13 protein-coding genes are annotated in these 13,010 nt (G+C 55.9%); 6 read left to right on the forward strand and 7 right to left on the reverse strand.

Translation table 11 applies throughout. The features are described from left to right. Positions 1 to 137: 137 nt before the first annotated feature. Positions 138 to 914, reverse strand: coding sequence for a pimeloyl-ACP methyl ester esterase BioH (gene bioH, locus EGK14_RS14940; protein ID WP_125289890.1), 777 nt, complete (start codon positions 912 to 914; stop codon positions 138 to 140). Positions 915 to 948: 34 nt separating this feature from the next. Here bioH and gntX point away from each other — a divergent pair, with 34 nt between their 5' ends. The 5 genes from gntX (at position 949) to EGK14_RS14965 (ending at position 3,986) form a co-directional block, all read left to right on the forward strand. Further along, entirely contained in the window at positions 949 to 1,629 is a 681-nt protein-coding gene (gene gntX / locus EGK14_RS14945) for a DNA utilization protein GntX (protein WP_125289891.1), read from the forward strand. A 59-nt stretch (positions 1,630 to 1,688) separates the two neighbouring features. Beyond that, positions 1,689 to 2,264, forward strand: coding sequence for a Fe-S biogenesis protein NfuA (gene nfuA, locus EGK14_RS14950; protein WP_125289892.1), 576 nt, complete (start codon positions 1,689 to 1,691; stop codon positions 2,262 to 2,264). Positions 2,265 to 2,650: 386 nt separating this feature from the next. Further along, complete coding sequence (locus tag EGK14_RS14955; protein WP_125289893.1) at positions 2,651 to 3,298, forward strand: pesticin C-terminus-like muramidase; 648 nt, start codon at positions 2,651 to 2,653, stop codon at positions 3,296 to 3,298. Beyond that, positions 3,285 to 3,638: a hypothetical protein gene (locus EGK14_RS14960; protein ID WP_125289894.1), complete on the forward strand. Its 354-nt coding sequence runs from the start codon at positions 3,285 to 3,287 to the stop codon at positions 3,636 to 3,638. The genes EGK14_RS14955 and EGK14_RS14960 overlap by 14 nt, the downstream gene beginning before the upstream one ends. A 42-nt stretch (positions 3,639 to 3,680) precedes the next feature. Then, positions 3,681 to 3,986: a helix-turn-helix domain-containing protein gene (locus tag EGK14_RS14965; protein ID WP_125289895.1), complete on the forward strand. Its 306-nt coding sequence runs from the start codon at positions 3,681 to 3,683 to the stop codon at positions 3,984 to 3,986. Between the two features lie 170 nt (positions 3,987 to 4,156). On the opposite strand, the gene malQ is transcribed toward EGK14_RS14965, so the two are convergent. The 6 genes from malQ to glpE all read right to left on the reverse strand — a co-directional run bounded on the left by malQ (position 4,157) and on the right by glpE (position 11,246). Next, on the reverse strand, positions 4,157 to 6,235 hold the full coding sequence (gene malQ / locus EGK14_RS14970; RefSeq protein ID WP_125289896.1) for a 4-alpha-glucanotransferase: 2,079 nt from the start codon (positions 6,233 to 6,235) through the stop codon (positions 4,157 to 4,159). After that, positions 6,228 to 8,648 carry a maltodextrin phosphorylase gene (malP, locus tag EGK14_RS14975; protein WP_125289897.1) on the reverse strand — a complete coding sequence of 807 codons (2,421 nt, stop codon included), beginning with the start codon at positions 8,646 to 8,648 and terminating at the stop codon, positions 6,228 to 6,230. Before malP ends, malQ begins: the two co-directional genes overlap by 8 nt. A gap of 227 nt (positions 8,649 to 8,875) precedes the next feature. After that, positions 8,876 to 9,226 (reverse strand): hypothetical protein, encoded by a 351-nt coding sequence (locus tag EGK14_RS14980; RefSeq protein WP_125289898.1) that lies wholly within the window; start codon positions 9,224 to 9,226, stop codon positions 8,876 to 8,878. A gap of 51 nt (positions 9,227 to 9,277) precedes the next feature. Beyond that, complete coding sequence (locus tag EGK14_RS14985; protein ID WP_125289899.1) at positions 9,278 to 10,036, reverse strand: DeoR/GlpR family transcriptional regulator; 759 nt, start codon at positions 10,034 to 10,036, stop codon at positions 9,278 to 9,280. Positions 10,037 to 10,055: 19 nt separating this feature from the next. Beyond that, positions 10,056 to 10,868 (reverse strand): rhomboid family intramembrane serine protease GlpG, encoded by an 813-nt coding sequence (gene glpG / locus EGK14_RS14990; RefSeq protein ID WP_125289996.1) that lies wholly within the window; start codon positions 10,866 to 10,868, stop codon positions 10,056 to 10,058. A gap of 48 nt (positions 10,869 to 10,916) precedes the next feature. Then, positions 10,917 to 11,246 (reverse strand): thiosulfate sulfurtransferase GlpE, encoded by a 330-nt coding sequence (glpE, locus tag EGK14_RS14995; RefSeq protein WP_125289900.1) that lies wholly within the window; start codon positions 11,244 to 11,246, stop codon positions 10,917 to 10,919. A gap of 226 nt (positions 11,247 to 11,472) precedes the next feature. Between glpE and glpD the strand changes: the two genes are divergently transcribed. Further along, entirely contained in the window at positions 11,473 to 12,981 is a 1,509-nt protein-coding gene (gene glpD / locus EGK14_RS15000) for a glycerol-3-phosphate dehydrogenase (protein ID WP_125289901.1), read from the forward strand. Positions 12,982 to 13,010 lie beyond the last annotated feature (29 nt).

Consider the following 13,010-nt stretch of genomic DNA (forward strand, 5'->3'; position numbering starts at 1 on the left):
CGGTTAATGTTATTGTCGTCGGCTGCCGGATGAGAATGCTGGGCAGGAATTCAGCCTGCCCACTCAGAGGTAAAGCGGTCAGCAGCCCCTGATAATTATTATCGGTAACCCGCAATTCGCCAGTTTTCTGAACAAAATTAACGCGGCAATTTCAATCCAAAATCAATCAGTTGCTCGCAGAACGCTTCGGCATGGGAAATAAAAGGCGCGTGCGCGGCCTTGTCGATGATGACCGTTTCGCTGTCAGGCCAGCGCGCATCCAGCAGCGGCGCGATTTTACGCGGCACCAGGCCATCCAGCGCGCCGTAAATACGCAGCAGCGGCACCTGTAATGCCTGCATCGGCTCGCGCAAATCAACGGTGCGCAGGATTTCCAGCCCGCCCTGCAGCACGCTGACTTCAGGAGCAGGCAACGAGAGCACCACGCTTTTGAGCTGGCGCGCATCCTGCCTGGCCGTTTCCGTGCCCAGCGTTTGCAGCGCCAGGAAGCGCTCGACGGTACGCTGGAAATCCTCACTCAGCTGCTGCTGAAAATTGCTTAGCGTCTCGGGCTTGATGCCCGGCCAGTCGTCCTGCGCGGTAAAACAGGGTGAGGAAGCCACGCTGACCAGCCCGCTGACGCGTTGCGGATGCTGTAACGCCAGCGAGCTGGCGACCAGGCCGCCTAACGACCAGCCCAGCCAGACGGCGCGGGCAGGCGCAAAGGGCAGCAGGTTTGCCACCATCTTCTCCACGCCCATCGCCGGAAATCCTTCGCTGCGGCCATAGCCGGGCAGATCCACCAGGTGCAGACGAAAATGCGGGCTGAGCCGCGCAATGATGTTCTGCCAGACGCCTGCGTTCAGTCCCCATCCGTGGAGCATCACAAGATCGCGATCTCCCGTACCGATTGTCTGCCAGTAAAGCTGAGCCATCTATTACTATCCTGTTTTTGTCATGGAGGACGCTATGCTAACAATGCCCGCCGCCTGTTGGCTATGCCGGATGCCGCTGGCGCTGGCCCATCACGGTATATGCAGTTACTGTCAGCGCGCCCTGAAACCACCCTGTTGCTGTCCGCGCTGCGGCTTATCGACCTTTTATCCCAATGAGGAGTGCGGCCGCTGCCAGCGTCATCCGCCCTCATGGCGGCGGCTGGTTTTTGTCGCCGACTGGCAGCCGCCGCTAAAAGATTTGGTCAGGAAACTGAAGTTTTCGCAGCAAACAGCACTATCGGTGATGCTGGCGCGCCTGATTTTGCTAACCTGGTTAACGGCCCGTCGTGAAGGCAGGCTCCGGCGCCCCGATCTGCTGCTCTGCGTTCCGCTGCACCGCAGCCGCGTCTGGCGGCGGGGTTATAATCAGCTGGACGATATGGCCCGCTATCTGGCGCACTGGCTTGCGGTTCCCTACGCGCCGGGCGGCCTGAGCCGGAAAAAAAGGACGCGGATCCAGCACTTTTTATCGGCCCGCGCCAGACGACGTAATCTGCGGGGCGCCTTTAAGGTTGAAATCGAGGTGAAAGGACGGCATATCGCTTTACTGGACGACGTCGTCACCACCGGCAGTACCGTGGAAGAAATCGCCCGGCTCCTGCTGCGTGCGGGTGCGGCCAGCGTACAGGTCCTGTGCCTTTGCCGCACCTTGTAGAGCGTCGGCGATGAGCGTAAAATAAACCCACTAATTTAGTCAACTATTGAGCAATCGCCATGATCCGAATTACTGATTCTGCGCAAGAGCACTTCGCAAAACTGCTGTCAAAACAGGAAGAGGGCACCCAGATTCGCGTATTCGTTATCAATCCGGGCACGCCCGGTGCGGAATGCGGCGTCTCTTACTGCCCACCCGATGCGGTAGAAGCCACCGACACCGAGCTGAAGTTCGAGAAGCTCTCCGCCTACGTTGATGAACTGAGCGCGCCCTACCTGGAAGACGCCGAGATTGATTTTGTCACCGATAACCTGGGTTCCCAGCTGACGCTGAAGGCACCAAACGCCAAAATGCGTAAGGTGAGCGACGACGCGCCGCTGATCGAGCGTGTGGAATATCAGCTTCAGGCCACCATTAACCCACAGCTGGCGAGCCACGGCGGCAAGGTATCGCTGATGGAAATCACCGATGACGGCTTCGCTATCCTGCAGTTCGGCGGCGGCTGTAACGGCTGTTCAATGGTTGATGTGACGCTGAAAGAAGGTATCGAGAAAGAGCTGCTGGCGACCTTCCCCGAGCTGAAAGGCGTGCGCGATCTGACCGAGCACCAGCGCGGCGAACACTCTTTCTACTGAGTGCGCCAAACTACCGCAATGAACCGGGTGAGCCATGGGCCACCCGGTTTTTTTATACAGCCTCTTTCATGCCTTAAAAAATCAGGACATAAATTCTGATACCGATTGGTTAAATGGCTGCACAGGCCCAACTCTTCTGCTTCTGCTTCTGCTTCTTCCGTCAGTATTTATAATATTTCAGGCACCTCATCTTTTATTTTCCAGTTATTTATTACGTTACAGGGTCAATTAACCTTCTTTACTATTACTTACTTTAAAGGCGCCGGAAAAATAATCACCCTTGATTAAAGGAGAACGCAAGAGATATCATTTGTCCGGAATGATAGCCTGACAAGGCCATGCTGAAAGCAAAGAGAGAAAGAACACAACTCAAAGGATTGAATAACATGTCAGAACCGAAAAAAGGTATATTAACCTTCCGAGCCGAAGGTGATAATTTAAAATCAAGCAATTTTTACTCACGAAAAATACACTGGCCTGGTCTATCATCATCCTGTAGCAACAATAACTCTGGCGTAACGATTGGCCGTGGCTACGATATGGGTGACAAAACCAAAATTGAAGTATCCATCAGCCTGCAAAAAGCAGGTATCGAAAGGGAAAAGGCAGAAGCAATCTCAAAAGGCGCTGGTTTAAAAGGCTGTTCAGCTTACAATTTCGTGATAAAAAACAGAAGTGCAATTAGCGATATAACAGAAAAACAGCAGGTAGAACTTTTTAAAAATACTTATGAAGAATTGAAAAGAGATGTTGAGCGGATTTGTAAGGACAGGTTTACTATTACTAAATATCATCCAGATCCTGGTATATCACCCACGTTGGCATGGAGCAGGATCCCGGAAAAGATAAAAGATATTCTTATAGATTTACGTTACCGTGGGGACTATAACCTGAAAACCAGAAAGCATCTACAACGGCTGGCGTATACAGGCGATATGAAAGGCTTCGGGCGCGTCATTGCAGACGAAACCCTTTGGCATAATGTCCCTAAAGACAGATTCAACAGAAGGGTCAGCTTCTATGAAAATAACTAACGCAATCCTGTTTCTCTCTGTTTTTTCTTTCAATGTAAATGCTGCTTTTACCGAAGCAGAAATAAAACAGCTTGAAGAGATAAATAAAAGCTCGGTGGTAAAAAAAGAACGAGCGAAAGCGGCTCTTGGCGCGACGACAGAAAAAACAATAGCGCACTTTCCAGAGCAGAGCGCCAGTATAACGGCGCTGAAAAAATCGTGGGAAGAGACAATCAAAAAGAAATGTCGGTTACTGACATCCGCATCCAGAAACAGCGATGCAGAAATAGCCGCTGAAAACCTGTGTCTGGCAGAGGAATATGCCAAAGCAGCAACATTCTTTGATGAACTAAATTATTGAGGCGTTCAGCCGACACCTGGCCGAAATGGAGAGGAAAGAAAAATGACTAATTTGAATGATTTCCTGAAAGCTGAATTTTCAGAGGCCGAGCGCACAGAGATTGAACGGATGGCTGACGAGCTGATTCTGGAAACCGGCCTGCAGCTACTGCGGGAAGAACTGGCGCTGTCTCAAAAAATCGTCGCTGAAGCTATGGGCGTGAAACAACCGCGTATCACACAGATTGAACAAAGCGGAGCCGATCGGCGCCTGATTACTATCAAGCGTTATATCGAGGCTATGGGCGGAAAACTCAGCCTGCTAATCGTAATGCCCGGCGAATTGGGCAGCCGTACCCTGCGGGTTTAAGGATGCTGGCGCTGGCACAGGCCGATCGGACGGCATCCGTGCCAGCGCGCGAAGCGCTCTCCGCTCTCTGCACCTGCTTCCCGGCCCTCCGTTGCCGGTTCAGCGCAGCGCCTTCTTCCTTCTATGCTTGCTTCCCGTCCCTCTGCCGCTGGTTCAGCGCGTCCCTGCTTTTACGCCTTCTTCCCGGCCCTGCGCCGCCGGTCCACATCCTTCAGCAGCAGATTGACCTGCTTGTCGGCGAAAGTTTCTGTCACCGTTTTACTGAGCTTGCGACGCCAGTTGGGATACTGATCCGTGGTGCCCGGCACGTTAACCGGCTTGTCCATATCCAGCAGGTCTTCCGGCTGAAGCCCCAGCAGCGTGCTGTCGGTGTCGGCAAGAAAACGGTGTATTCCCCGGCTCAGCTGCGGCGTCATTTTCACCAGAGCGGCCTTTTTACCGCTGTCTTTCGGCACGCAGCCGTAGCGATGCAGCGCCTCCAGCAGCGCCTGTTTCTGCCGCGCCCTGTCCTCATAAAGACCGCGCAGCACCACCTTATCGGGATACAGCCCCAGCTTCTCGCCCATCTCCAGATCGACGGCGTTCCAGAAGCCGCGCAGCGTCGGCAGATCGTGCGTGGTGGCACTCGCCATAGCCTGACGCGCCCACTTGTCCGGCGCGCGATAGCGATCGGGTTTCTCCTGCTCGAAATAGAGTACTTTCCAGGAATAGATGCCGCTTTGCCGCAGCTTTGAGACAATCTCGACGGGCACCGTTCCCAAATCTTCCCCAATCACCATACATTCGTTGCGCTGGCTTTCCAGCGCCAGGATCGCCATCAGATCGTCAACGGGATAGTAGACATAAGCGCCGTAATTGGCGGTTTCACCATGGGGGATCCACCACAGGCGCAGCAGCGACATCACATGGTCGATACGCAGCGCGCCGCAGCTCATCATGTTCGCTCTGAGCAGGTCGATAAAAGGCTGGTAGCCGCGCGCGGTCATGATATGCGGATCCATCGGCGGCAGTCCCCAGTTCTGTCCCAGCGGGCCAAGAATATCCGGCGGCGCGCCTACCGATGCGTCCATACAGTACAGTTCGCGATCGCACCAGGTTTCCGCGCCGCCTTCCGCCACGCCCACCGCTAAATCGCGATAAAGTCCAATCGGCATGGCGTGCTGCTGGCTGACCTGCCAGCACTCTTCAAACTGCCGGTTTGCCAGCCACTGCAGCCACAGCCAGAAACGCACTTCGTCCTCGTTGTCTCGGCAGAATTGCTGTACGGCTTCGCCATGCGCTTCCCGCAGATTTTCCGGCCACACCGGCCAGCCCCAGGCGTCTTCGTTTTCGCGCCGCATGGCGCCGTGCAACGCGTCGAAAGCGGCCTGCCAGTAAAGGCTTTCACCGCCCTTTTCAATAAAGGCGTTAAAATGCGCCTGGCTGGCATCATCCTGCTGACGCTGGCTGAACCGCTGCCAGGCATAGCGCAGGGCCGTCATTTTCAGCTCCCCTACCGTGTCATAATCTACCCACTCGGCTTCTCTGGCCTGCTGCAGGCGACGCTGGACGGTCTTACCGCGTAGCCAGCGCTGGCCTTCCTTGCTTTCCTTAAATTCCGGAACGGCATTAACGTCAATATAGAGAACGTTGAGCCAGCGCCGTGAAGAGGGGCTGTACGGGCTGGCATTTGCCGGGCTGGCAGGATAAAGCGAGTGGACAGGATTGAGGCCGATAAACGACCCGCCGCGCCCGGCGATTTCGGTCAGCATTTGTTTCAGATCGCCAAAATCACCAATTCCCCAGTTTTGTTCGGAGCGCAGCGTATAAAGCTGGACGCAGGCACCCCACAGCTTTGCGCCCTGGCGCAGCGGCTCCGGCTCGTAGCAGCGTTTTGGCGCAATAATAATCCGACACGTCCAGCTCTTTTTCCCCTGCCGCAGCGACAGCGTGTGATAGCCATAGGCCAGCGAAGAAGGCAGCGCGATGGCTTCTCCGGCGTTGATCTCGCCCTGACAGGCACGGCCTTTTTCGGTGGTCAGCTGCCACTGATAGCTGCCCTTGCCGCCGATTTCCAGCGCCATTGTCCGCTGACGCAGGAAAACCTTGCACGGCGGGACGGGGCCGGGTTTGCTACGGTTGGTCGACATCGCTGCCAGCAGGCGCTGACGAATGTCGGGGGAAATCTCTTCCTGCTCGCCTTTGGCGTTGATGTATTGGGCGGCGATACCTGCCGCTGCTGCTGCCTGCTCAAATTTCTTTTTATCCATTGCTGCTCCCTGTACGTTTAGCCTGCCAGATACGCTGCTGATAGTCATGAATAGAACGGTCGGAGCTGAACATGCCGCAACGCGCGGTATTAAGGATGGTCATCCTTGTCCAGGCTTCCTGGTCAAGATAGTGCTGTTCGGCGCGCTTTTGCGCTTCGCAATAGCTGGCGAAGTCGGCCAGCGCCAGCCAGTAGTCGCCGCCCTCGCCCAGGCTGCCAAGCAGCGGCGCAAAGGCTTGTTTATCGCCATTGCTGAAGAAGCCGTTCTCCAGCTCTTTCAGTATGGCATTAAGATGCTTATCTTTTTTGCGCAGCTTCAGCGGCGCATAGCCTTTTTTCCGCAGCGCTTTCACTTCGTCCACCGTATGGCCGAAAATAAAAATGTTCTCTTCGCCCACCTGCTCTGCGATTTCCACGTTGGCACCGTCCAGCGTGCCGACGGTCAGCGCGCCGTTCAGCGCCAGCTTCATATTGCCGGTGCCGGAAGCCTCATAGCCCGCCGTAGAAATCTGCTCTGAAATATCCGCGGCCGGGATCATTAGTTCCGCAGCGGTAATGCGATAGTCCGGGATAAACACCACCTTCATTTTGTCGCCGATAAGCGGGTCGTTATTGATTTTCTCCGCCACTTTATTGATGGCGTAAATGATATTTTTTGCCAGGTAATAGCCCGGCGCGGCTTTAGCACCGAACAGAAAGACACGCGGCACCCACGCCATATCGGGATTTTCACGCAGCCTTTTGTAGCAGGAGAGAATGTGCAGCAGGCCAAGATGTTGACGCTTGTATTCGTGCAGCCGCTTGATTTGCACATCGAACAGCGCTTCGGGACTGACTTTGATCCCGGTCACGCGGTGAATATAGTCCGCCAGTCGCACCTTGTTATCATATTTGATCTGGCGATAGCGCTGGCGAAAAGCCGCATCGTCGGCGAACGCCTCCAGCCCCTGCAACGCCTCCAGATGGTTTACCCACTCCACTTTCAGCGTGTCGTCGAGCAGCGTCGCCAGCTGTGGATTGCATTGCTTAAGCCAGCGGCGCGGCGTAATGCCGTTGGTGACATTATGGAATTTGGTTGGCCACAGCCGGTGGTATTCCGGGAAGAGATCTTTAACCACCAGCGCCGAATGCAGCGCCGCCACGCCGTTCACCGCAAAACAGCTGACCACGCACAGGTTCGCCATACGCAGCTGGTTGTCATGCAGCAGCGCCAGCTTTGCCCAAACCGCCTCGTCGCCCGGCCACACCTTATCGACCTGCTTTTTAAAACGCCTGTCGATCTCTTTAATAATCATAAAGTGGCGCGGCAGCAGCGAGCGCACCAGCCGCTGATCCCAACATTCCAGCGCTTCCGGCATCAGCGTGTGGTTGGTATAGGCGAACGTTTTACTGACGATGGCCCAGGCGTCGTCCCACGTCAGCTGGTGCTCGTCCAGCAGCACGCGCAGCATCTCCGGAATGGCGATGGTGGGATGGGTATCGTTAAGCTGGATCACTTCGTAATCGGGCAGCCCGGTAATATGGCGTCCGGCAAGATGATGGCGACGCAGAATATCCGCTACCGAGCAGGCGCACTGAAAATATTGCTGCATCAGACGCAGGCGCTTGCCTTCCTGATGGTTGTCGTTGGGATAAAGCACCTTAGTCAGCTTTGCCGCCTCGACGCCCTGCTGCTCCGCCTGAAGAAATTTGCCGTCGTTAAACAGCGTCAAATCGAAAGGCTGCGCGTGGCTGGCCTGCCAGAGCCGCAGCGGCTGCGTTACGCCATTGCGATAGCCGACCACCGGCAGATCCCAGGCCTCGCCGCGCAGCATAAAAGCGGGCTGCCAGTCGACGCCGCCCTCCTGATTTTTGGTGACTTTTCCGCCGAAACCGACGGTAACGTCCAGCGCGCTATTATGGCGAAACCACGGATAGCGCTCGCGGTGCCAGTCGTCCGGCGCCTCCATCTGGCGGCCATCTTCAAAGGACTGGCGAAACAGGCCGTACTGGTAGTTCAGCCCGTAGCCGGTGGCGGGCTGCCCGACCGTCGCCATCGAATCCAGATAACAGGCGGCCAGCCGTCCCAGCCCGCCGTTGCCCAGCGCCGGATCGACCTCCTCCTCCAGCAGCTCGCTCAGGCTGCACCGGTGGGCGGCCAGCGCCGCTTTTACTTCGTCATACCATCCCAGGTTCAGCAGCGTGTTGCCGGTCAGCCTGCCAATCAGAAATTCCATGGAAATATAGTTTACGTGGCGCTGCTGCTTTGCCGGCTTTGCGGGCGCGGCGGCGGCCAGCATCTCGGCCAGCGCGCCGCTGAGCGCCTGCCACCACTGGTGAGACGTCATTTCATCGGCTGAAGAAAGGCTGGCGCGCTGCCACTGGCGGGCCAGCGCCGCCTCGAAACGAGACTGAGTAAATTTCTGCTGCGACATACCGCTTCCTTTTGAAATGGTAAGAGAAGAACAGGCGGGACACATACAGTTAAGACCTGAACAGAAAAAAATGCTCATGCAGACACGTGAAAAAGTCGAAACGCTTTTTCTCATGATTTCAAAGGGCCAGGTTAGCGGGGGTAATATGCAGTTTTGCGGAAGCGGTTTTAAGCCGTGAAGGAAGAGCCAGCATCACGCCGCCGGACTTTTACCACGGGTCGGTATCACTAGCGTTGCCGACACTCCTTGTCGATCTCTTTCTCAATTTCAGCCGGGCTGGCGTGCTGCGTCAGGAGCTTAAAGCGGTATTTCAATTTAAGGCCTTGCGTATCACACCGGTCCGACTCTGCCAGCGCCACTGCGGCGCTGTAAGCCTGATAGCAGGTGTCTGCATCCTCTACATGCTGTTTACACTGGCTAAAAACTTGCCAGGTCAGGTCGGGCCTTTCGCTATACCAGACGATTTGCGGGTTGCTTTTTATCTCTTTCAGCTGCCGGGGAAGGTAAAAATAGCCGGCGGCGAATCCAATAAGTAACACCGGGATCAACATTACGCCGAAATGCATTTTTACCTTCATGTCTGTTTGCACTCCCTCAATTCGCTTTCGTATTTTCTGTCGCGTAAGGCGTCAGCAAATTTCCAGATGAACCTCGTGCTGCTCAATGGTTTTCAACACGCCGGGCGGCGGTGTCTCATCGGTAAAGAGATAGTCGATCAGGCTCATATTGCCCAGATTAACCATCGCGTTACGGCCAAATTTTGAATGGTCGGCCACCAGCATGACGCAGCGCGAGTTTTCGATAATCGCCCGCTTGGTACGCACCTCGTGATAGTCGAAGTCCAGCAGCGAGCCGTCCATATCAATACCGCTGATGCCCAGAATGCCGTAGTCCAGGCGAAACTGAGAAATATAATCCAGCGTCGCCTCACCCATGATCCCGCCATCACGGGTGCGGACTTCACCGCCCGCCACAATCAGGCTGAAGTCGGGCTTGCTCATCAGCAGCATCGCCACGTTAAGATTGTTGGTGACGATGCGCAGGTTGTTATGGTTCAGCAGCGCGTGCGCAACGGCTTCCGGCGTGGTGCCGATATCAATAAATAACGAAGCGCCGTCCGGGATCTGGCTGGCCACGCGCTGCGCGATACGTGCTTTTTCCGCCGACCACATCATTTTACGATCCTGCCAGGCGGTGTTTTCCGAACTGGAGGGCAGCGCCGCGCCGCCATGATGACGCTGGATCTTATTCTGCTCCGCCAGCTCGTTCAGGTCGCGGCGGATGGTTTGCGGACTGACGGTAAAGTGATCCACCAGCTCCTCGGTACTGACATAGCCCTGACGACGAACCAAATCGATAATGGCGTCGTGTCGTTGCGTCTGCTTCACAAAGCTCTCCTGTTGCCCGTTATTTTTTTCGGGTGTCTACAAAGGCCATTGCCAGGCCCGTCAGCAGCCCGGTAACGTGAGCGGCGTTGGCGATCGACAGGCCAAACCAGCCCATATAGCCAATCACCAGCCAGACGATGGAAAACGCCATCAGGCCGCGTTCAAGGAAGATACCGCTGGCAGGATCGCGTTCTCCCCGCAGCCAGGCGTAGCCCATCAGCGCGTAAACCACGCCGGAAAGGCCGCCAAACAGCACGCCGCTGAACTTCGCCTGCATCCAGCCGCTAAGCAGCGCGGAGATTAGCATAATCACAAACAGCTTGCCGCTGCCCAGCCGTTTTTCAATGGCGCCGCCCAGATACCACCACCAGAGCAGGTTAAAGAGAATATGCACCAGTGAAAAATGCAGCAGCGCGTGGCTGAACCAGCGCCACAGCTGAAAATGCTGGTCGACATCCGGCCAGGAAAGCCAGCTCAGCACGGTGCCGTCGCCGACAATCTGCATCAGGATAAAGACCATGATACAGGCCGCCATCACGGTCAGCGTCAGCGGACCGGCGCGTTCACGAAGGTTAGCCATCAGCGAGGAATGGCTATAGGTAATGCCGCTGTTGGTGCTGCCAGAGTGCCAGCTTGCCATCTGATAACGCGGATGATTCGGTTCGCGGATAAACTGATTAAGTTCGTTTTCGACCAGCTCCAGCTGGGCATCGTTATCCAGCCACAGCGTGTAGCGGCTGTCCTGCTCAATCCGCAGCGTGACGCCGCGCGTCGCCATGTAATCCACAAAAGCCTGCGCCATGCGCAGGCTGGCAAAATCGGTAATGCGCATCATCGCCGGTAAAGTCCCTGTTGCTGAAAAAAGGTTTCCTGTCTGCGGTTATTCCGCGGCGGAATCAACCTGCTGTGGAAAAGCGGCGCGCCAGGCGTCGAAACCGCCATCAATACTGTAGGCCGCTTTGAAGCCCTGCGTCAGCAGATACTGCGCCGCGCCCTTGCTGCTGTTGCCGTGGTAGCACATCACCAGTACCGGTACAGAGAGATCGCTCTGTTGGATAAAGGTGCTGAGCGTGGTGTTGGTCAGGTGGAAAGCGCCGCTGGCGTGGCCGATAGCGTAGCTTTGCGGATCGCGGATATCGACCAGCAGGGCGTTATCCTGGGTCAGCAAAGCCTGCGCCTGCTGCACGTTGATGCACTCAAATTGTTCCATGATCGATTCTCGAATAAAGACAAGCGGCCGCTATTGTATCGCGAACAAAGCCGACAATAACCCAACGAAACGCAGGGCTATACGGCTTTTTCGTGAACAATTCTGTTACCTGCATCACGCATAAATGTTTTTATTCGGTTAACGCTGGCATCAATGTCGCTTTGCGATTATTATAATGCTCGAAAACGAACATTTAAGAACTATTCCGAACATCGGAGGAGATGACGTGGAAACCAAAGACCTGATCGTAATCGGCGGCGGTATCAACGGCGCTGGTATTGCAGCAGACGCTGCAGGACGCGGCCTGTCTGTGCTGATGCTGGAAGCGCAAGATTTGGCCTGCGCCACCTCTTCCGCCAGCTCTAAACTGATCCACGGCGGCTTGCGCTACCTGGAACACTACGAATTCCGCCTGGTCAGCGAAGCGCTGGCCGAGCGTGAAGTGCTGCTGAAAATGGCGCCGCATATCGCTTTCCCGATGCGCTTCCGCCTGCCGCACCGCCCACACCTGCGTCCGGCATGGATGATCCGCGTCGGTCTGTTTATGTACGATCATCTGGGAAAACGCACCAGCCTGCCGGGCAGCAAGGGGTTGCGTTTTGAATCAGACTCGGTGCTGAAGCCGGAAATTACGCGCGGTTTCGAATATTCCGACTGCTGGGTGGACGATGCGCGCCTGGTCGTGCTCAATGCGCAGGAAGTGGAAAAGCGCGGCGGCGAAGTACGTACCCGTACCCGCGTTACTCGCGCCCGGCGTGAGAATGACATGTGGACTGTAGAAGCGGAAGATATCGACACGGGGGAAACCTACACCTGGCAGGCTAAAGGCCTGGTCAACGCGGCGGGCCCCTGGGTGAAGCAGCTGTTCGACGACGGCCTCCAGCTGAAATCGCCTTACGGTATTCGCCTGATCAAAGGCAGCCATATCGTGGTGCCGCGCGTGCATACGCAAAAGCAGGCTTATATCCTGCAAAACGAAGACAACCGTATCGTTTTTGTGATCCCGTGGATGGATGAGTTTTCCATCATCGGCACCACCGACGTGGAGTACAAAGGCGATCCGAAAAATGTGCATATCGACGAGAAAGAGACCGAATACCTGCTGAAAGTGTTTAACAACCACTTTAAAAAGACGCTGAGCAAGGAAGATATCGTCTGGTCTTATTCTGGCGTGCGCCCGCTGTGCGATGACGAATCCGATTCGCCGCAGGCCATCACCCGCGACTATACGCTGGACGTGCGTGACGATAACGGTAAGGCGCCGCTGCTGTCGGTCTTCGGCGGCAAGCTGACCACCTACCGCAAGCTGGCCGAGCATGCGATGGAGAAGCTGTCGAAATACTATCCGAAGGCGGGCCCGGCCTGGACGCGCAGCTGCGTGCTGCCCGGCGGCGATATCGCCGGTACGCGTGAGGATTACGCCGCCAGCCTGCGTCGCCGCTATCCGTTTATCACTGAAGCGATGGCTCGCCACTACGCCCGTACCTACGGCAGCAATACCGAGCTGTTCCTGAAACCGGCGAAAAGCCTGGACGATCTGGGCGAACGCTTTGGCCACCACTTCTACGAAGCGGAGCTGCGTTATCTGGTCGAGAAGGAATGGGTGCGCGAGCAGGACGATGCGCTGTGGCGCCGTACCAAAATGGGCATGTTCCTGAACGAGCAGGAGCGCGCACGCGTCGGTGAATGGCTGGCCCGGCACGGTAAAAAACCGGTTTTATCGCTGGCCTCATAAGGGCCGACGGCTAAAGCGGTAACACAGAG

Source organism: Erwinia sp. 198 (assembly GCF_003937915.1).
In the GTDB taxonomy this organism is placed as follows: Bacteria; Pseudomonadota; Gammaproteobacteria; order Enterobacterales; family Enterobacteriaceae; genus Erwinia; species Erwinia aeris.